The 20,664-nt window shown below is 71.5% G+C and carries 12 protein-coding genes, 1 tRNA gene and 1 pseudogene; 13 read left to right on the top strand and 1 reads right to left on the bottom strand.

The annotated features are described in order from the left end of the window. Positions 1-173: 173 nt before the first annotated feature. The 11 genes from topA (at position 174) to ACWD3I_RS41810 (ending at position 18,151) form a co-directional block, all read left to right on the top strand. Entirely contained in the window at positions 174-2,990 is a 2,817-nt protein-coding gene (topA, locus tag ACWD3I_RS41860) for a type I DNA topoisomerase (protein ID WP_365404748.1), read from the top strand. Between the two features lie 124 nt (positions 2,991-3,114). Next, positions 3,115-6,303 (top strand): dTMP kinase, encoded by a 3,189-nt coding sequence (tmk, locus tag ACWD3I_RS41855; RefSeq protein WP_365404745.1) that lies wholly within the window; start codon positions 3,115-3,117, stop codon positions 6,301-6,303. Between the two features lie 97 nt (positions 6,304-6,400). After that, positions 6,401-7,606: a DNA polymerase III subunit delta' gene (locus ACWD3I_RS41850; RefSeq protein WP_365404742.1), complete on the top strand. Its 1,206-nt coding sequence runs from the start codon at positions 6,401-6,403 to the stop codon at positions 7,604-7,606. A gap of 117 nt (positions 7,607-7,723) precedes the next feature. Further along, a complete protein-coding gene (locus ACWD3I_RS41845; RefSeq protein WP_365404739.1) occupies positions 7,724-9,322 on the top strand; it encodes an alpha/beta hydrolase in 1,599 nt (532 codons plus the stop codon). Positions 9,323-9,430: 108 nt separating this feature from the next. After that, positions 9,431-9,507 (top strand) — tRNA-Thr (locus ACWD3I_RS41840). Positions 9,508-9,716: 209 nt separating this feature from the next. Continuing rightward, a complete protein-coding gene (locus ACWD3I_RS41835) occupies positions 9,717-11,069 on the top strand; it encodes an L-fuconate dehydratase (protein ID WP_365404736.1) in 1,353 nt (450 codons plus the stop codon). Further along, positions 11,066-11,827 carry an SDR family NAD(P)-dependent oxidoreductase gene (locus ACWD3I_RS41830; RefSeq protein ID WP_365404733.1) on the top strand — a complete coding sequence of 254 codons (762 nt, stop codon included), beginning with the start codon at positions 11,066-11,068 and terminating at the stop codon, positions 11,825-11,827. The genes ACWD3I_RS41835 and ACWD3I_RS41830 overlap by 4 nt, the downstream gene beginning before the upstream one ends. 54 nt (positions 11,828-11,881) lie before the next feature. After that, on the top strand, positions 11,882-12,925 hold the full coding sequence (locus ACWD3I_RS41825; protein WP_365404731.1) for a sugar ABC transporter substrate-binding protein: 1,044 nt from the start codon (positions 11,882-11,884) through the stop codon (positions 12,923-12,925). 46 nt (positions 12,926-12,971) lie between these two features. Beyond that, positions 12,972-14,522 (top strand): sugar ABC transporter ATP-binding protein, encoded by a 1,551-nt coding sequence (locus ACWD3I_RS41820; RefSeq protein ID WP_365404728.1) that lies wholly within the window; start codon positions 12,972-12,974, stop codon positions 14,520-14,522. Next, positions 14,515-15,600, top strand: a complete 1,086-nt coding sequence (locus tag ACWD3I_RS41815; RefSeq protein WP_365404724.1) for an ABC transporter permease — start codon at positions 14,515-14,517, stop codon at positions 15,598-15,600. The genes ACWD3I_RS41820 and ACWD3I_RS41815 overlap by 8 nt, the downstream gene beginning before the upstream one ends. Positions 15,601-15,688: 88 nt before the next feature. Next, positions 15,689-18,151 carry a SpoIIE family protein phosphatase gene (locus ACWD3I_RS41810; RefSeq protein WP_365404721.1) on the top strand — a complete coding sequence of 821 codons (2,463 nt, stop codon included), beginning with the start codon at positions 15,689-15,691 and terminating at the stop codon, positions 18,149-18,151. Between the two features lie 99 nt (positions 18,152-18,250). On the opposite strand, the pseudogene ACWD3I_RS41805 reads toward ACWD3I_RS41810, so the two are convergent. Next, positions 18,251-18,814 (bottom strand): annotated as a pseudogene (locus ACWD3I_RS41805) (serine hydrolase); the annotation flags it as partial. Between ACWD3I_RS41805 and ACWD3I_RS41800 the strand changes: the two are divergent. Further along, entirely contained in the window at positions 18,773-19,477 is a 705-nt protein-coding gene (locus tag ACWD3I_RS41800; RefSeq protein ID WP_365404718.1) for a hypothetical protein, read from the top strand. The pseudogene ACWD3I_RS41805 and the gene ACWD3I_RS41800 overlap by 42 nt on opposite strands. 63 nt (positions 19,478-19,540) lie before the next feature. Next, positions 19,541-20,437: a glycosyltransferase family 2 protein gene (locus ACWD3I_RS41795; protein WP_365404715.1), complete on the top strand. Its 897-nt coding sequence runs from the start codon at positions 19,541-19,543 to the stop codon at positions 20,435-20,437. Positions 20,438-20,664: the final 227 nt, after the last annotated feature.

Here is a 20,664-nt window from a genome sequence, read left to right as displayed (position 1 = left end):
CCGGGCGGCAGGAATGGCGGTAGTCGGGTTACCGTTCGAGTGGCCGTTGCGGGCTTTTCCCGTTTGACACGGGGGCGGGATGTACCGTCACACTCCGCAGCGTCACCATGACCCGACCCCGGGATGAAGGCGCCTGGGGAGGCCCCAAGCGTCGACCGGAGAGAAGAGCGAAGTTGTCCCCGACCAGCGAGACCGCAAAGGGCGGCCGCCGACTCGTCATCGTCGAGTCGCCTGCCAAGGCGAAGACGATCAAGGGCTATCTCGGCCCTGGTTACGTCGTCGAGGCGAGCGTCGGGCACATCCGCGACCTCCCCAACGGTGCCGCGGAGGTGCCGGAGCAGTACACCGGCGAGGTCCGCCGGCTCGGCGTGGACGTCGAGCACGACTTCGAGCCGATCTATGTCGTCAACGCCGACAAGAAGGCTCAGGTCAAGAAGCTCAAGGATCTGCTGAAGGACTCCGACGAGCTCTTCCTCGCCACCGATGAGGACCGCGAGGGCGAGGCCATCGCGTGGCACCTCCAGGAAGTGCTCAAGCCCAAGGTCCCGGTCAAGCGGATGGTCTTCCACGAGATCACCAAGGCCGCGATCCAGGCCGCCGTGGCCAACCCGCGCGAGCTCAACCAGAAGCTGGTCGACGCCCAGGAGACCCGCCGTATCCTCGACCGTCTCTACGGCTACGAGGTCTCGCCGGTCCTGTGGAAGAAGGTCATGCCCCGTCTGTCGGCGGGCCGTGTCCAGTCCGTCGCCACCCGGCTCGTGGTGGAGCGGGAGCGTGAGCGCATCGCGTTCCGGTCCGCCGAGTACTGGGACCTGACGGGCACTTTCGCGACCGGCCGCGCGGGGGACTCGAGCGATCCGTCGACCCTCGTCGCCCGACTCCAGAGCGTCGACGGCAAGCGTGTCGCGCAGGGCCGTGACTTCGACTCCCTGGGACAGATCAAGGGCGCCAACACGCTCCACCTCGACGAGGCCAACGCCCGCGCGCTGGCCGCCGCCCTGGAGCAGACGCAGTTCGCCGTCCGGTCCGTCGAGTCCAAGCCCTACCGCCGCTCGCCGTACGCCCCGTTCCGTACGACGACGCTCCAGCAGGAGGCCTCGCGCAAGCTCGGCTTCGGAGCGAAGGCGACCATGCAGGTCGCGCAGAAGCTGTACGAGAACGGCTTCATCACCTATATGCGTACGGACTCCACGACGCTCAGCGAGACCGCTGTCACCGCTGCCCGTGCGCAGGTCACCCAGCTGTACGGCGCCGACTACCTCCCCTCGGCCCCGCGGACGTACGCCGGAAAGGTCAAGAACGCGCAGGAGGCGCACGAGGCGATCCGCCCCTCGGGTGATCGTTTCCGCACGCCTGCCGAGACCGGACTGACCGGCGACCAGTTCAAGCTCTACGAGCTGATCTGGAAGCGGACCGTCGCCTCGCAGATGAAGGACGCGGTCGGCAACTCCGTGACCGTGAAGATCGCCGGCACCGCCGCCGACGGCCGGGACGTCGAGTTCAGCGCCTCCGGCAAGACGATCACCTTCCACGGCTTCCTGAAGGCGTACGTCGAGGGCGCGGACGACCCGAACGCCGAGCTGGACGACCGCGAGCGCCGGCTGCCCCAGGTCAGCGAGGGCGACCGGCTCAGCGCCGAGGAGATCACGGTCGACGGGCACGCCACCAAGCCCCCGGCCCGCTACACCGAGGCCAGCCTGGTCAAGGAGCTCGAAGAGCGCGAGATCGGCCGTCCGTCGACGTACGCCTCGATCATCGGCACGATCCTCGACCGCGGCTATGTCTTCAAGAAGGGCACGGCACTCGTCCCGTCCTTCCTGTCCTTCGCCGTGGTCAACCTCCTGGAGAAGCACTTCGGGCGGCTCGTCGACTACGACTTCACCGCCAAGATGGAGGACGACCTCGACCGCATCGCGCGGGGCGAGGCCCAGTCCGTGCCGTGGCTGAAGCGGTTCTACTTCGGCGAGGGCACCGAAGGCGGTGCGGCGGTCGCCGGCAACGGTGACGGGGATCACCTCGGCGGTCTCAAGGAGCTCGTGACCGACCTGGGCGCGATCGACGCGCGTGAGGTGTCGTCGTTCCCGGTGGGCGACGGCATCGTGCTGCGGGTCGGCCGCTACGGCCCGTACATCGAGCGCGGCGAGAAGGACTCCGAGGGCCACCAGCGCGCGGACGTGCCGGAGGACCTCGCCCCGGACGAACTGTCCATCGAGCTCGCGGAGGAGCTGCTCGCCAAGCCGAGCGGTGACTTCGAACTCGGAGCCGACCCGGAGTCGGGCCACCAGATCATCGCGCGGGACGGCCGCTACGGCCCGTACGTCACCGAGGTGCTCCCCGAGGGCACCCCGAAGACCGGCAAGAACGCCGTGAAGCCGCGTACGGCCTCGCTGTTCAAGTCGATGACGCTGGACACGGTGACCCTCGCGGACGCCCTCAAGCTGATGTCGCTGCCGCGTGTCGTCGGCAAGGACGCCGAGGGCGTGGAGATCACCGCGCAGAACGGCCGCTACGGTCCGTACCTGAAGAAGGGCACGGACTCGCGGTCCCTCACCGCCGAGGACCAGCTCTTCACGATCACCCTCGAAGAGGCGCTGGCGATCTACGCCCAGCCCAAGCAGCGGGGTCGGGCCGCCGCCAAGCCGCCGCTGAAGGAGCTGGGCGCGGACCCGGTCAGCGAGAAGCCGGTCGTGGTCAAGGACGGCCGTTTCGGGCCGTATGTGACCGACGGGGAGACCAACGCGACCCTGCGCTCCGGCGACAGCGTCGAGGAGATCACCCCGGAGCGCGGCTTCGAGCTGCTCGCCGAGAAGCGCGCTAAGGCTCCCGCCAAGAAGACGGCGAAGAAGGCGCCCGCGAAGAAGGCCCCGGCCAAGAAGGCGACGGCCGCCAAGACCGCGGCCAAGAAGACGACCACGGCCGCCAAGAAGACGACGGCGAAGAAGACCACCACCAAGAAGGCGGCGGCTTCGAAGGCTACGTCGGAAGACTGAGTTGCGCCGCGGACCTTCACCTCGGGTTCGCAAAACGAACGCCCCGGCATCGGTTTGGTGTCGGGGCGTGCGCACGTTCGGACGGGCGCCGCAGGCTGTCGGTGCTGCCCGATAGGCTGAAAGCATGACGCGAGCCGAGCAGCCAACGGCCCACCACCCGGCCCCCGACGACGCCCTTGCCGCGGACTCCCGCGAGCGCGCCGTCCGCGCCCTGTTGCGCCGACCGCAGCTCAGGAGGCTGTGGAGCGCGCAGCTGGTGGGGGGTGTCGGCGACGTACTCGCCCTCCTGGTGCTGGTCGTCCTGGCCCTCCAGGCGGCGATCGCCGAGGGTTCCTTCGGCGGCGGCTACCGGGGCGTGGCGTTCGCAGTGGCGACCGTCTTCGGGGTGCGCATTCTGGCCACGCTGCTCTTCGGGGCGGTGCTTCTCGGCCCGTTGACGTCGCTCACCTCGCCGGAGGGGCCGCTCGACCGCCGCTGGACGATGGTCGGCGCGGACGCCGTGCGCACGCTGGCACTGATCGTCGCGCCCCTGTGGATCGACTGGACGTCGGACAACGCACTGGCGGTCCTCCTGGTGACCGCCTTCGTGACCGGAGTCGCCGAGCGCTTCTGGACGGTGTGCCGCGAGAGCGCGGCGCCCGCCCTGCTGCCGGCCCCGCCGCCGGAGGGCGCGACCGTACGGCCGCTGCCGGACCACATGGACGCGCTGCGCCGCCTGTCGCTGCGTACGGGCTTCGTGGCGATCCCGCTCGCGGCCGCCGCACTTGTCGCGGCCTCGCTGGTCAACAATCTTCTGGGCGCCGGGATCGACTGGTTCGCCCAGCACCAGGCGGCCCTCGCCTCGTATGTCGCGGCCGGTCTGTTCGCCGCGTCCCTGTCCGTGCTGACCTTCCTGGAACTGCCCGACATCCGCACTCCACGCGCGCGTTCCCCGCTGGAGGGCATGCGCCGCCCGAAGACCGGCAGCGGCGTCGACATGGGCCGCACCGGCGTGCTTCCGCTGCTGGTGCTGGCCTCCGCGGCCGTCGCCGGGGCGATCGCCGCCGCCGTCGCCGTGGCCGTGCTGCACGCCAAGGACCTGGGCGGCGGCCCGGTGACGTACGGCCTGCTGGTCCTGGCGCTGACCGGCGGGGTCGTCGTCGGCATCCGTACGGCGCCCAAGGTGCTGGTCTCGCTCTCGCGCCGCCGACTGCTCGCGCTGGCGATCGCCTTCACCGGCGTCGCGCTGCTGGCCGCCGGCCTCGTCCCGGACGTCACCACCGTCATCCTGATCGTCGCGCTGGCCGGTGCCGGCGCGGGCGTGGCCGCCAACACCGGGCACACGCTCCTCGACCAGGAGACCGAGGACTACCGGCGCGGGCGCACGACCGAGCATCTGCACGCGGTCGTACGGGTCTTCGTCGCGCTCGGCGCGGTGATCGCCCCGCTGATCGCCGCGCTGATCGGGCCGCACCGGCTGGAGAGCGGCAAGTTCGTGTTCGCGCACGGCGGCGCCGCGTTCACGCTGATGCTGATCGGCGCACTGCTGCTGCCGGTGGCCGCGCTGGTGCTCGCCAAGGTCGACGACCGTTCCGGTGTGCCGCTGCGGCACGATCTGCGGGACGCGCTGCTGGGCGGCGACGACCCGGTGACGGCGCCTGCGTCCTCCGGTTTCTTCATCGCCCTGGAGGGCGGCGACGGGGCCGGCAAGTCCACCCAGGCCGAGGCGCTCGCCGAGTGGATAAGGGCCAAGGGCCACGAGGTCGTGGTGACGCGCGAGCCGGGGGCGACGCCGGTCGGCAAGCGGCTGCGCTCGATCCTGCTCGACGTGTCCAGCGCCGGGCTCTCGCACCGCGCGGAGGCGCTGCTGTACGCGGCCGACCGCGCGGAGCACGTGGACACCGTGGTGCGGCCCGCGCTGGAGCGGGGCGCGGTCGTGATCTCGGACCGGTACGTCGACTCGTCCGTCGCCTACCAGGGGGCGGGCCGCGACCTGTCGCCGACGGAGATCGCCCGCATCAACCGCTGGGCGACCGACGGGCTGGTGCCGAACCTGACCGTGCTCCTCGACGTGTCCCCGGAGATCGCCCGCGAGCGGTTCACCGAGGCGCCGGACCGGCTGGAGTCGGAGCCGGCGGAGTTCCACGCGCGCGTGCGGTCCGGGTTCCTGACGCTGGCCGCCGCCGACGCCGGGCGCTATCTCGTCGTCGACGCGGGCCAGGAGCCCGAGGCCGTCACGACCGTCGTGCGCCACCGGCTCGACCAGCTTCTGCCGCTCTCCGAGCAGGAGATCCGCGAGCAGGAGGAGGCCCGGCGCAAGGCCGAGGAGGAAGCGCGCCGCAAGGCCGAGGAAGAGGCCGCGCGCAAGGCCGAGGAGGAGCGCCTGGAGCGCGAGCGCCAGGAGCAGCTGGAGCGGCTGCGCGCCGAGGAGGAGGAGCGCAAGCGCCGCGAGCTGGAGGAGGCGCAGCGTCGCGAGGCCGAACGGCAGGCGGAGGAGGCCCGGCTGCGGGCCGAGGAAGCGCGCAAGCGTGCCGAGGAGGAGCGGGTTCGGCTCCTCGCCGAGGAGAAGGCGCGGGCCGAGGAGGAGGCGCGGCGCAAGGTCGAGGAGGACCGGCGTCGCAAGCAGGCCGAGGAAGAGGCGCGGCTGCGGGCCGAGGCCGAGGCGCGGCGTGTGGAGAAGCAGCGCAAGGCCGAGGAGGCGCTGCTGCGGGCCGAGGAGGCGCGACGGCTCGCCGAGCAGGCCGCGGCCGCCGCGGAGGCTGGGCCGAAGAAGCCGGCACCGCGCACGGTCGCCCCTCCGGAGGCGGCGACCGTGCCCACGCCGGTGGTGACGCCGACGAACGCGTCGGGCGGGCCGGTGGAGGAGACGGCCGTGCTGCGGCCGGTGCGGGACGAGAAGGCCGAAGGGGCCGCCGACAACGAGGTGACGGCCGAGCTGCCCAAGCCGCCGGCCGGGGCCGCGGACGAGACGGCTGTGCTGCCTCCCGTCGTGCCGGGTGCGGCCGACGAGACGGCTGTGCTGCCGCCGGTGGTGCCGGGTGCCGCGGACGAGACCGCCGTGCTGCCGCCGGTGCCGGGTGAGACTCCCGCGGACCGGGTGCCGCCGGGGTACTTCCGGGAGGACCAGGCGGGGCCGGACGGGACCGAGAGCCGTACGCGGGAGATGCCCCAGGTCGACGAGACGGGGGCGCCCCGGCGGCGGGCCCGCTCGGACTGGGCCGAGGAGACGCCGCTGGACGACCTGCCGTCGCTGGCGGACGAGCTGCTGGGCCCGCGTGACGGTGATGACTTCGGCGACGAGCGTGGGCGCCGGGGGCGTGGACGCCGGGGCTGAGGCAGGCCCCCCGGTCCCCTGACGAAGTCCTGTTGTCAGTGCCGGCCCGCACAATGGACCCAGCACCCCCGACCGTGACGAAAGGGCGGCACCACCCATGACCGTCTGGGACGACCTCGTCGGCCAGGAGAAGGTGAGCGAGCAGCTCGGAGCCGCCGCTCGGGACGCCGACGCGCTCGTCACCGCGGCCACCACCGGCGCCCCGCCGCCCGAGGCGTCGAAGATGACGCACGCGTGGTTGTTCACGGGTCCGCCGGGGGCCGGCCGGACGCAGACCGCGCGGGCCTTCGCCGCCGCGCTGCAGTGCGTGAGCCCCGACCGCGCGCTCGGCGGGATCCCCGGGTGCGGGTTCTGCGACGGATGCCATACGGCACTCATCGGCACGCACGCGGACGTCACCACCGTCGCCGCCGTCGGCACGCAGATCCTCGCCGACGACATGCGGGACACCGTCCGCAAGTCGTACACCTCTCCGGCGACCGGCCGCTGGCAGGTGATCCTCGTCGAGGACGCCGAGCGGCTGAACGAGAAGTCGGCCAACGCGGTGCTGAAGGCCGTCGAGGAGCCCGCCCCCCGCACCGTCTGGCTGCTGTGCGCCCCGTCCGTCGAGGACGTCCTGCCCACCATCCGCTCCCGCTGCCGGCACCTCAATCTGCGGACGCCCTCCGTCGACGCGGTCGCCGACCTTCTCGTACGACGGGAAGGCATCGAGCCCGCCGTGGCCGCGGCCGTCGCACGGGCCACGCAGGGGCATGTCGACCGGGCCCGGCGGCTGGCCACCGACCCCGCCGCGCGTGAGCGCAGGGCCGCCGTCCTCAAACTGCCGCTGCGCGTCGAGGACATCGGCGGCTGCCTCAGGGCCGCCCAGGAGCTGGTGGACGCGGCCGCCGAGGACGCCAAGGTGCTCGCCGAGGAGACGGACGGCAAGGAGACCGAGGAGCTGAAGACGGCCATGGGCGCGTCCCCGGGCGGTCGGATGCCGCGCGGTACGGCGGGGGTGATGAAGGACCTGGAGGACAAGCAGAAGCGGCGCCGGACCCGTACCCAGCGCGACAGCCTCGACCTCGCCCTGACCGACCTCACCGGCTTCTACCGCGATGTCCTCGCCCTCCAGCTCGGCTCCCGGGTGGCGATCGCCAATGAGGACGCCCAGGACGCTCTGGAGCGCCTGGCCCGCGGCAACTCCCCGGAGTCGACGCTGCGCCGCATCGAGGCGATCGCCGCCTGCCGGGACGCCCTCGACCGCAATGTGGCGCCGCTGCTCGCCGTGGAGGCGATGACGATGGCGCTCAGAGCGGGCTGAGTCACCGAACCGCGGTACCTCCCGCGAACGATCAACAGGAGGTTGACCAGGTACCTCGTACGAGCCGCAAGGTGCACGGAGGGCAATCGAGCGGCTGCGCAGAGTTACGCTCGGTCGATGCACATCAGGCCCAGTCTCCGCCCGGCACACCCGATCGCCCCGCCGCGTCACCGGCGTTCGCGCACCGGCGGTGCCCTTCTCGCCGTCGCCGCGCTGGTCGTGTCCGCCTGCTCCGCGGGGAGCGGGTCCGCCGGCTCGGCCGCGGAGGCGGCGGCGCTGGCCGCGCTGCCGAAGGCCACGCCGGCCGCTCTCTCGCCGTACTACGGACAGAAGCTGAGCTGGCGCAGCTGCGGGGTGCCCGGTTTCGAGTGCGCCACGATGAAGGCACCGCTCGACTACGACGAGCCGGACGACGGTGACGTCCGCCTCGCCGTCGCCCGCAAGAAGGCGACGGGCTCCGGCAAGGCGCTCGGCTCGCTTCTGGTGAACCCGGGCGGGCCGGGCGGCTCGGCGATCGGTTATCTCCAGGCCTACGCCGGGATCGGCTACCCCGCCGAGGTCCGTGCCCGGTACGACATGGTCGCGGTCGACCCGCGCGGCGTCGCCCGCAGCGAGCCCGTCGAGTGCCTGGACGGGCGCGACATGGACGCCTACACGCAGACCGACACGACACCCGACGACGAGGAGGAGACCGAGGAACTCGTCGCCGCGTTCCAGAAGTTCGCGGAGGGGTGCGGTGCCGACTCGCCGGAGCTGTTGCGCCATGTGTCCACCGTCGAGGCGGCGCGGGACATGGACATCCTGCGGGCGGCGCTGGGCGACGAGAAACTGACGTACGTCGGGGCGTCGTACGGAACGTTCCTCGGGGCGACGTACGCGGGCCTCTTCCCGGACCGGGTGGGCCGACTCGTCCTGGACGGTGCGATGGACCCGTCCCTGCCCGCGCGGCGTACGAGCCTCGACCAGACGGCGGGGTTCGAGACGGCGTTCCAGTCGTTCGCACGGGACTGTGTGCAGCAGTCGGACTGTCCGCTGGGCACGAAGGCGGGCGAGGTCGGCACCCACCTCAAGGCGTTCTTCGAGAAGCTCGATACCCGGCCGATCCCCACGGGCGACGTGGACGGCCGCAAGCTCGGCGAGTCCCTCGCCACCACCGGGGTCATCGCGGCGATGTACGACGAGGGCGCCTGGGCGCAGCTGCGCGAGGCGCTGACCTCGGCGATGAAGGAGAACGACGGCGCGGGGCTGCTGGTCCTCTCCGACAGCTACTACGAGCGGGACGCCGACGCCCGCTACTCGAACCTGATGTTCGCCAACGCGGCGGTGAACTGCCTGGACCTCCCCGCGGCGTTCAGCTCACCGGACCAGGTGCGGGACGCGTTGCCGGAGTTCGAGAAGGCGTCCCCCGTCTTCGGCGAGGGCCTGGCCTGGGCCTCGCTGAACTGCACGTACTGGCCGGTGCGGGCGACGGGTGAGCCGCATCGCATCACCGCGAAGGGCGCCGCCCCGATCGTGGTCGTCGGCACCACCCGCGACCCGGCGACCCCGTACCGCTGGGCCCGCGCCCTGGCCGCCCAGCTCACTTCCTCCCGCCTCCTCACCTACGAGGGCGACGGTCACACCGCGTACGGTCGTGGCAGTGTCTGCATCGACTCCGCCATCGACGCCTACCTCCTCCGGGGGACCCCGCCGACGAGGGGGAAGCGCTGCTCATAGCCGCCTCGGCCGGGCCCGTAACGCACCCCTCTGTGGCCGGTGCGGAGCACCCTCCGAAACTGTGTAGACTTACCGGCGTTGCTGATCGCACCATAGTGCGGACGGCGCGCCGCCTTAGCTCAGATGGCCAGAGCAACGCACTCGTAATGCGTAGGTCTCGGGTTCGAATCCCGAAGGCGGCTCCACCTTTGACCAGCGGCTTCCTTCGGGGAGCCGCTGTTCTGTTTTCCGCCTGGCGGCAGTGCTGGTTGCGATGGAGGCCAGGCCTCGTAGACACAGTCGTGCGGCGATGCGCGCGGGTCATTTGGGCGATATACAGTCATTTGGGTATCCAAGCCTGCCGTCAGGCCTGATTCCGTGGAGTCCTCCCGATGACGTCGATGAGCCGCCTGCCATGAGGCCCGACCGGGCGCGGGGGCGGATCACGGCGCTGGACGCCTATGACATCCGGTTTCCCACGTCCCGTCGGCTCGAGGGGTCGGACGCGATGAATCCCGATCCGGATTATTCGGCGTCGTATGTGATCGTCCGCACCGATGCCGGGGACGGGCTGGAGGGGCACGGGTTCTGCTTCACCATCGGCCGGGGCAACGAGGTCGAGGTGGCGGCGATCGAGGCGCTGCGCCCGCATGTGGTGGGGCTGCGGCTGGGAGATGTTCTGTCCGACCTCGGAGGGTTCTGCCGCTCGCTCGTCGGTGACAGCCAGCTGCGCTGGCTGGGGCCGGAGAAGGGCGTGGTGCACATGGCCATCGGGGCCGTGGTGAACGCCGTATGGGATCTGTACGCGAAGCGGGAGCGGAAGCCGCTGTGGAAGCTGCTGGCCGACCTCGCGCCGGAGCAGGTGGTCGCGTTGATCGACTTCCGCTATCTGGAGGACGCGCTGACCCCCGATGAGGCGCTGGGAATTCTGCGGCGGGCGCGGGGCGGGACGGAGGAGCGGGAGGCACGGCTGCTCGCCGAGGGGTATCCGGCGTATGCCACGTCCCCCGGCTGGCTCGGTTACCCGGACAGCAAGGTCGCCGGGCTGGCCCGGGAGGCCGTGGACAGCGGGTTCCGGCAGATCAAACTCAAGGTCGGCGCCGACCTGGCCGACGATGTGCGGCGGTGCCGTACCGCGCGGGGGGCCATCGGCCCCGGGGTGCGGATGGCGCTGGACGCCAATCAGCGCTGGGGGGTCGAGGAGGCGGTCGGGTGGGTCCGGCGGCTGGCGGAGTTCGACCCGTACTGGATCGAGGAGCCGACCAGCCCGGACGACATTCTCGGTCTTGCGGAGATCCGCCGGAAAGTGGCGCCGGTGCGGGTGGCGACGGGCGAACACGTGCACAACCGGGTGATGTTCAAGCAGTTGCTCCAGGCGGACGCGATCGACTTTCTGCAGCTGGACGCCTGCCGGGTCGGGGGAGTCAACGAGAACCTGGCGATCCTTCTGCTCGCGGCCAAGTTCGGGATCCCCGTGTGCCCGCACGCGGGCGGGGTGGGCCTGTGCGAGCTCGTGCAGCATCTGGCGATGTTCGACTATCTGGCCGTCTCCGGCACCGTCCAGGACCGGGTCATCGAGTACGTGGATCATCTGCACGAGCACTTCCTCGACCCGGCCGTGATCGTCCGGGGGCGGTACGCGGCCCCGACCGCCCCCGGCTTCAGCTCGGCGATGCGGCCCGAGTCGCTCGCCGCGTACGCGTTCCCCGGCGGCGCGGCCTGGCAGGTCCCGTACGACCTGCCCCCGACCGAGGGCGCCCCGGCATGAACACCGGGGAGGAGTTCCGGGGGCTGGCCGCGCTCGTCACCGGCGGTGCGTCCGGGATCGGCCTGGCCACCGCCGAGACCCTGGCCGCGAGGGGGTGCCGGGTGGCGGTGCTCGACCGGGTGCTGGGGCCCGCTTCGCTGCACCCGGTACAGGCCGATGTCGGGGACGCCGTATCGGTGGCCGACGCGGTGAGCCGGGTGGCGGATCTGTTCGGAGGCCTGGACGTGCTGGTCAACAACGCCGGCATCGGCGCCCAGGGCACCGTCGAGGACAACCCGGACGACGAGTGGCACCACGTGCTGGACGTCAATGTGCTCGGCATCGTCCGCACCAGCCGGGCGGCACTGCCGTATCTGCGCCGGTCCCCCAGCGCGGCCATCGTCAACACCTGCTCGGTCGTGGCGCTGGCCGGGCTGCCGCAGCGGGCGCTGTACGCGGCGAGCAAGGGCGCCGTGCTCGCGCTGACCCTGGCGATGGCCGCCGACCACATCGGCGAGGGCATCCGGGTCAACTGCGTCACCCCGGGCACCGTGGACACCCCCTGGGTGAGTCGGCTGCTCGAACACTCCGACGACCCGGAGGCCGAACGCGCCGCTCTCGTCGCCCGCCAGCCCACCGGCCGCCTGGTCACCGCCCAGCAGGTCGCGGACGCCATCGCGTATCTCGCCGGGCCGCTGGCCGGTGCCACCACCGGGACGGCACTCGCCGTGGACGGAGGGATGCAGGGCATCCGCAGACACCCGGACTCCTTCCACTGATGTGAAACGACCACTGACCCCCCACTGACCGCCACCTACTCGGAGCCGAGCACCATGAAGCGACGCATCGCCGCTGCCGGAACAGCCCTCGCACTGAGCTGCGGGCCGGCCGTCACCGCCTGCGGTGGGGGCACGAGCAGCACCACCGACACCGCTTCGGGCAAGGTGGGAGTGGTCCTGCCGCTGCTCACCTCACCGTTCTGGGAGTCGTACGACTCCTACATCCCCGAGCAGGCCGCCGCCCAGGACGTCCGCGTGCTGCAGACGGTGAACTCCGACTCCGATCCGAGCAAACAGATCACCGACATCCAGAATCTGCTCGCCCAGGACGTGAAGGGCCTGGTCGTCTCCCCGCTGGACTCCGCGGCGATCGTCGCCGGGCTGAATGCCGCGCAGCGCAAGGACGTTCCGGTGGTCGCCGTGGACGTGGCGCCGGACAAGGGCAAGGTCGCGATGGTGGTCAGGGCCGACAACCGCGCCTTCGGGGAGAAGGCCTGCCGGCAGATCGGCGACGCGGTGAAGACGGGCAAGGTCGTACAGATCCAGGGCGACCTGGCGTCGGTCAACGGGCGGGACCGGTCGGAGGCGTTCAGCGCGTGCGTCAAGAACAACTACCCAGGCATCAAGGTGCTGGACATTCCCGCCGGCTGGAAGGCGGAACGGGCGGCGGCCGGTCTGGAGGCGCTGTACACCGCCAACCCCGACATCAAGGGCATCTACATGCAGTCCGGCGGCGTGTACCTGGCCCCCACGCTGAGCACGCTGCGTCGGCACGACGCGCTGGTGGCGGCCGGTAGCCCGGGGCACATCGTGATCGTCTCCAACGACGGCATCCCGCAGGAGCTGGACGCGATCCGCAAGGGCCAGATCGATGCGACCGTCTCCCAGCCGGCCGACCAGTACGCCGAGTACGGCCTCTACTACATCAAGCGGGCGATGGAGGGCGAGACCTTCCGCCCGGGCCCGACCGACCACGACAGCACCGTCGTCCGGCTGCCCAGCGGAATCCTGGAGGACCAGCTCCCGGCACCGCTGGTGACCGAGGACAACGTCGACGACGCGTCCCTGTGGGGCAACCGGATCGGCAAGAGCTCCTGACACCCGGTGGACCGTCTGCCCGGGCCCTCAGGAAAGCGAGACCGCGATGAACCGGACGTCACCGACCGACCCCCGTGCCGAGGGCACCGGCCGCCGCGCTGTGGCCGAGGCCCACGGGATCCACAAGCGCTACGGGCCCACCGTGGCCCTGGACGATGCGCGGATCACCGTCCGGGCCGGGGAGTCGCACGCCCTGGTCGGCCGTAACGGGGCCGGCAAGTCGACCCTGGTGGCCATCCTGACCGGCATGCAGCGGCCGGACCGCGGCGTCGTCCTGTTCGACGGCGAACCCGCGCCCGCCCCGGCGGACCGTGAGGCGTGGCAGCGGCGGGTCGCCTGCGTCTACCAGCAGTCGACGATCATCCCTGATCTCACGGTCGCCGAGAACCTGTACGTCAACCGCCAGCCCAGGGTCCGGGGCCAGGTGATCAGCTGGCGGCGGATGCGCGCGGCGGCCCGCGAGCTGCTGGGCGAATGGGGTGTGGAGGTCGACGAGAACGTGCCGGCCGGCCGGCTCACCGTCGAGGACGCCAAGATGGTGGAGATCGCCAGGTCGATCTCCCGCGGAACCCGGTTCATCATTCTGGACGAGCCGACCGCCCAGCTGGACAGCCGCGCGATCGACCGCCTGTTCACCCACGTCCGGCGGTTGCAGCGGGCCGGGATCACCTTTCTCTACATCTCCCACCATCTGGAGGAGGTCTACGCCGTCTGTCAGGCCGTCACCGTCTTCCGCGACGCCCGCTGGATCACCACGGCGCCGGTGGGTGAGCTGGGCCGGACCGAACTCATCGAGGCGATGACCGGAGGGCGGGGCACGGCCGCGGTCCCCGGCTCCGGTACGACCCGGTCGCAGCCCTCGGACGCGCCCGTGGCCGTACGGGTGGACCGGCTGAGCGGCCCGCATTTCACCGACGTCAGCTTCACCGTCCGGTCCGGCGAGACGGTGGGGCTGACCGGGCTCGCCGGCTCCGGGAGCCATCAGGTCGCCGAGGCGCTGGCCGGGCTGTACCGGCCCGACAGCGGGCGGATCGAGGTTCTCGGCCGTCCGACGCGGCCGGGCAGCGTCCCCTCGGCGCTCGCGGCGGGCGTGGGTTGCGTGCCGCGCGACCGGCACCACGAAGGGCTCGTACCGGAACTGTCGGTGGCCGAGAACGCCTCCCTGAGCATCATGGACCGGCTGGGGCGGCTGGGCGTGATCTCGCGCCCGGCCCGGGACGCCTTCGCCCGCCGGACGATCACCGGTCTCGACATCACGACGGACGGCCCGGACCAGCCGGTCAAGGACCTGTCGGGCGGTAATCAGCAGAAGGTCGTCATGGGCCGGGCGCTGGCCACCGACCCGGCGGTCCTGGTGCTCATCAACCCGACGGCGGGCGTCGACGTGCAGTCCAAGCGGGCGCTGCTGGCGGTCGTCGACCGGGCCAGGGCCGCGGGACGCGCGGCGCTCGTCGTCTCGGACGAGCTGGCGGACCTGCGGAGCTGCGACCGCGTCCTGGTGATGTTCGACGGCTCTCTCGCCGCCGAGTTCACCGTCGGCTGGACCGACGAAGAACTGGTGGCCTCGATCGAAGGGGTCGGCACCGGCCATGAATGACACCGCGCCGAACGGCCCGGCCGACGGCCCGAACACCGACCCGGTCAACGGCCCGACCAAAGGCGACCCGACGCCCGGCAGCGGGCCTGCCACCGCGGTCCACCGTCCCGTCCGCACCATCGCCCTGGGCCGGATCCACGACCTCGCGCTGCTGCCCGCGGTGCTCCTGCTGCTGGTCATCGGCGCGGTCAGCAACGAGAGCTTCCTGGAGCGGGACAACCTGCTGAACGTGCTCAGCGCCTCCTCGGCGCTCGGACTGCTGGTGCTCGCCGAGGCGATGATCCTGATCAGCGGCAAGATGGACCTCTCGCTGGAGTCGATCGCGGGGCTCGCCCCGGCCCTCGGCTTCATGGCCGTGATCCCGGCCGTCTCGGCGGGGTTCGGCAGCGAACTGCCCACCTGGGCCGGCCTGCTGATCATTCCGCTCACGGGGGCGCTGATCGGGGCCGTGAACGGGCTGCTGATCGTCAAGCTCCAGCTCAACGGCTTCATCGTGACCCTGGCGATGAACATCGTGCTGCGCGGGGTCCTGGTCGGCATGGTGTCGGGCAAGACCCTGTTCGACGCCCCCGCCGCGTTCCTGGCCCTCGGGTCCGACACCTGGCTCGGCGTCCCCGTCTCCGTGTGGGTGACCGGCGCCTGTTTCGCCGGCGCCGGGTGGGTGCTGCGCTACCACCGGCTGGGACGCGCGGTGTACGCGGTGGGCGGCAACGCACCCGCGGCGCGGGCGGCGGGCATCCGGGTCGAGCGGGTGGCCTGGGGAGTTCTGGTCATCGGCGGGACCCTGGCCGCGCTGGCCGGTCTGGTGATCGCCGGGCGGGTCGGGGCGATCAACGCCAATCAGGGACAGGGCCTGATCTTCACCGTGTTCGCCGCCGCCGTCATCGGCGGCATCAGCCTGAGCGGCGGCCGGGGATCCCTGGCCGGGGCGCTGCTGGGCGTCCTGCTGCTGGGCATGCTGGAGAACCTGCTCACCCTGGCGCAGGTGTCGTCCTTCTGGATCCAGGCCATCTACGGCGCGATCATCCTGGTGGCGCTGATGATCGCCCGGCTCATCACCGGCGAGGGCCAGGAGTAGCGCGGTCCGGGAGCGGTCCGGAGGGGGCAGCGCCGGTCGCTACGCCATAGAATGACCCATATGCCACCCGCCAGATGGGACGGCTGAGATGAAGGTCCCCAAGGAGGTCACACCGGACGGAACACATGGACCGTTCGAGATGGCGAATGTGGCTGCCGCGGTGATCGACGCGAAGGGTACGGTCATCGGCTGGACCGGGGCCGCTGAGCGGCTCCTGGGATACCGCGCGGCGGAGGTCCTCGACCGCTCCGCCGCCACTCTGCTGGCCCGGTCCGAGGACGCGTCACGAGCGGCCGAGGTCGCCGAGGAGTGCGGGAGCCGGGAGAGCTGGGTCGGCCTGGTGGGCGCCCGGCACCGGGACGGCCGCCGTCTCGAGGTCGGGCTGAGGGTGACCGCGATGTCCGACACCGACGACCGCAAGGCCTGGCTCGTATCGGCGATCGACGTGTCGAAGGCTCCGACCTGGGCGGTCAGCGGGGAGGTGCTGGAGGCCTTTCTCACCCGCTCACCGCTCGGCATGGCCATGCTCAGCCCGGATCTGCGGTACGTGTGGATGAACGACACCCTGGAGCGCTACGGCGGTGTGCCGCGCGAGGAGCGGCTCGGGCACCGGATGTCGGACTCGCTACCGGGTCTGAACACCGAGGCGCTCGAAGCGAAGATGCGGCAGGTGCTGGAGACCGGCGTGCCGGTCATCGACTACGAGTACCGGGGCTGGACCTGGGCGGATCCGCACCAGGAACACGCCTACTCCACGTCGTTCTTTCGGCTCGATGCCCCGGACGGCAATCCGCTGGGCGTGTGCTACATGGGCATGGACGTCACCGACAGATGGCGGGCCCGCGAGCGCCTGGCCCTGCTCAGCGAGGCCAGCGCCTGTATCGGCGGCACGCTGAACGTGATGCGGACCGCCCAGGAACTGGCCGACTTCTCGGTACCGCGGCTCGCCGACTTCGTGACCGTCGACCTGCTGGAAGCGGTGCTGCACGGCGACGAACCCGGTTCAGGGCCGGCCGGCAGCGCGTTTCTGCTGCGGCGTGCCGGGCAGCAGTCGATCCACGCGGGCTGTCCGGAGTCGGTGGTCACCACCGGCGACTCGATCGACGCGCCCAAGTCCTCGCCGTACTTCGAGAGCATGGTCAACGGCAGCGCGGTGCTGGAACCGTTCCTGGACCCGGCCACGGCGCCGTGGATCGCTCAGGACCCGGCGCGGGCCAAGAGCATCGCGGAGTTCGGGATGCACTCGGTGATGTGGGTGCCGCTGTCCGCGCGCGGCACCGTGCTGGGAGTGGCGACCTTCATCCGCATGGAGCATCCGCAGCCGTTCGAGGAGGACGATCTGCTGCTCGCCGAGGAACTGGTCGGCCGGGCCGCGGTGTGGGTGGAGAACGCCCGCCGCTACACCCGTGAGCATGCCGCGGCGTTGGCCCTGCAACGGAGTCTGCTTCCGCAGGGGCTGAACGGTGGGACCGCCATGGAGGTGGCCTCGCGCTATCTGCCGGCCGATGCCCGGGGCGGGGTGAGCGGCGACTGGTTCGATGTGATCCAGCTGTCCGGCGCCCGGGTCGCCCTGGTCGTCGGTGACGTCGTCGGGCACGGCCTCAACGCCGCGGCGACGATGGGCAGGCTGCGTACCGCCGTACAGACGCTCGCCGACATGGACCTGCCGCCCGACGAGCTGCTGGCCCACCTGGACGACCTGGTGATCCGGCTGACGGAGGAGAAGGGCGGCGACGACGAGCCCATCGCCACGGCGGTACTGGGCGCCACGTGCCTCTACGCCATCTACGACCCGGTCACCCAGCTGTGCACCATGGCCCGGGCCGGGCATCCGCCGCCCGCCGTGGTCACCCCTGGTGGCAAGGTCTCCTTCCCGGACCTTCCGGCGGGCCCTCCGCTGGGCCTCGGCTCGTTGCCCTTCGAGTCCGCCGAGATCTCCCTGCCCGAGGGGAGCCTGATCGCCCTCTACACCGACGGCCTCATCGAGAGCAGTGACCAGGACATCGACGTCGGGCTGTCCCGCCTCAGCGATGTGCTCGCGCAGTCCGGCCTGCCGCTGGAGGAGCTGTGCTCGGCGGTCGTGAACAATCTGCTGACCGGTCCGCAGACCGACGACGTCGCCCTCCTCCTGGCCCGGCCGCATGCGCTCGGCGCCGACCGGGTCGCCTCGTGGGATCTGCCGACGGATCCGGCGATCGTCGCGAGCGCCAGGAAGCTGGCTGTCCGTCAGCTGCTCGGATGGCAGCTGGACGACCTGGTGATGACCACGGAACTGGTGGTCAGCGAGTTGGTCACCAACGCCATCCGGCACGGCACCGGGCCCGTCAGGCTGCGGATGGTCCGGCACGACAAGTTGATCTGCGAGGTGTCCGACGCCAGCAACACCTCGCCCCGGATGGGCCATGCGCGGACGACCGACGAGGGCGGCAGGGGGTTGTTCCTGGTCGCTCAGATGACCCGCCGTTGGGGTACCCGCTACACCCGGTCCGGAAAGATCATCTGGGCGGAGCAGGACCTTCCGGGACGGGCGGGCGGCCCGGGCGGAGGCTGACGGTTCACCTTTCAGGGTGTCGGCCCGTCCGGCCGTACCGCCTCCGACACCCGCGACAGCAGCCTCTCCACCTCGGCGCCCCACCGCGAACTGATCACCAGCTCCCGCGCCGGGTCCACCCACAGCAGATGCGCACCCCCGTTCCGGTGGGCGCAGCGGCGTCGCAGGGGCTGTGGGCCGGACCTTGCGCCCGTCGTTGAGCCACCAGGCACTCGACGGTCGTCCCATGCGCCGCCGTTCAGGCACAGGCGGCCGAGGCGGGCCGGGTCCAGGGCGCCGATCCACAGGCCACCGCCCCAGTGGGCGCCGCCGGAGGCCACGGGGAGGCCGTCGGTGTACGCAGTTCGTAGCCGTGCCAGGACAGGTCTGGGACGCGCCGATCGGGGTCATGACGCGGTCGCGCAGGACGTCCGGCAGCGGGCGGCGGAGCAGAACCGTCAGGGCGAGGGCCGTGAGGTTCACGCGTACGTCGTTGTAGGCCCAGCCCTCACCCGGCGGGCCGCCTCGGGACTCCGTGCCCTCGCGGGTGCTCTGGGCGTCGGCCCAGGTGGGCTTCCCCCACAGCTCGCCCTCCCACTGGCTCGTCTGGTCCAGCAGGTGGCGCCAGGTGATCGCGCGCGCGTGGGGCGAGGCGAAGTGGGGCAGGTCCAGTACCGCCGACACCGGCTCGTCGAGGTGCAGCAGGCCGTCGTCGTACGCGATCCCCGCTACGAGGGACTACGTCGCCATGTCCTCGACGCCGGGCACGGGACGTGCCGTCTGCGCCCGGACCGCCGTCGCCAGGGCCTTCCGGTCCACACCCGCCCATGGTTCGCCCATGTCCACCATGTTCACCTCCGCAGGCGGACATACCCGGCCCGGGCCGTCACGATGGGAGGAGCGGAGGTGATGTGCGTGACGAGCGGATACTCCGGTACGCCCCTTGCCCGGAAGATCGGCATCAAGGGCGGACAGCGGGTGGGGCTGCGGCATGCGCCCGAGGCGTGGGACATTCCCGGGCTGCCCGACGGGTGCGAGGTCGTGGCGGGCGGGCCGCGCGGGGTCGATGTCGGTGTCGCCTTCTACCGGGAGCGGCGGGAGCTGGTGGCCGAGGCGGCCCGGCTCGTGGACGGCCTCGCCGACGACGCCATGCTGTGGATCGCCTGGCCCCGGAAGGCGGCCGGGCACGTCAGTGACATCGGTGAGAACGATCTGCGGGAGATCCTCCTTCCGCTCGGTGTCGTCGACGTGAAGGTGGCGGCGCTGGGGGAGGACTGGTCGGGGCTGAAGTTCGTCCGCCGGAAGGAGAACCGGCGTACGGATCACGCTGCGAACCCGCGTACATGAGACGTCCTTACCGTGAACGGCTAGCATCGCGGCGGTACTTGCGAGCCGGGATGAGGTGAGGGCATGGGGGAGGCGCTACGCGTCGCCGTTGCCGTCGTGACCATGGGGAACCGGCCGGAGGAGGTCGACGCGCTGCTGGAGTCGGTGGCCAAGCAGGACGTGGCGCCCGCGCGGATCGTGATCGTCGGGAACGGCTGCCGGCTCCCGGAGTTCGCCGAGCGGCTGTCGCTGCCCGGTGAAGTCACCGTCGTGGAGCTGGAGGAGAACCTCGGCTGCCCCGGTGGGCGCAACGTCGGGATCGCGCGGCTGCGGGAGTTCGGGGACGTCGACGTCGTCGTCGAGCTGGACGACGACGGGCTGCTCGTCGACGCCGATGTGCTGCGGCGGGTGCGGGAGTTGTTCACCGCCGACGGACAACTCGGTGTCGTGGGCTTCCGGATCGCCGACGAGCACGGGGAGACCCAGCAGCGGCATGTGCCCCGGGTCGGCGCCTCCGATCCGCTGCGGGGCGGATACGTGACCGGCTTCCTCGGCGGCGGGCACGGCTTTCGCATGGCGATGCTCGACGAGATCGGGGACTGGCCGGCCCAGTTCTTCTTCGCGCACGAGGAGACCGACCTGGCATGGCGGGCCGCCGACGCGGGCTGGCGGATCCTGTACGCGCCCGAACTGCTGCTCCAGCACCCGAAGACCTCGCCCGCCCGGCACGCCGTCTACTACCGAGTGAACGCCCGCAACCGCGTCTGGCTGGCCCGGCGGCGGCTGCCGCTCGCGCTCATCCCGGTCCATCTCGGGGTCTGGGTGCTGCTCACGCTCGTACGGAACCGGTCGGCGGCCGGGCTGCGCGCCTGGTTCGGCGGATTCGCGGAAGGGATACGGGAGTCGGCGGGCGAGCGGCGGCCCATGCGCTGGCGCACGGTCTGGCGGCTCACACGGCTGGGACGGCCGCCCGTCATCTGAGACGGGCCTGCCGGGATCGGCCTGCTCAGAGGGTTTCCGAGAGGATCGGGAGGAAGGGACGAGGGCCCGGTCGCTCACCTCCGCCGACCAGGGCCCTCTCGCGTCCCCGAATCCGGCCACGACGGCGACACTCCCCCGAGCAACGCGTCGTACGCGCGCGCCGTCGGGCCAGATCCGATGAAGTGATCACATCAGGCGGCGCTAACAGATCGCTAACATGTGGCCAG

It is taken from the genome of Streptomyces sp. NPDC002817 (genome assembly GCF_053592055.1).
The sequence above is the reverse complement of the archived record's forward strand: the minus strand, read 5'-3'. Positions and strand labels throughout refer to the sequence as shown.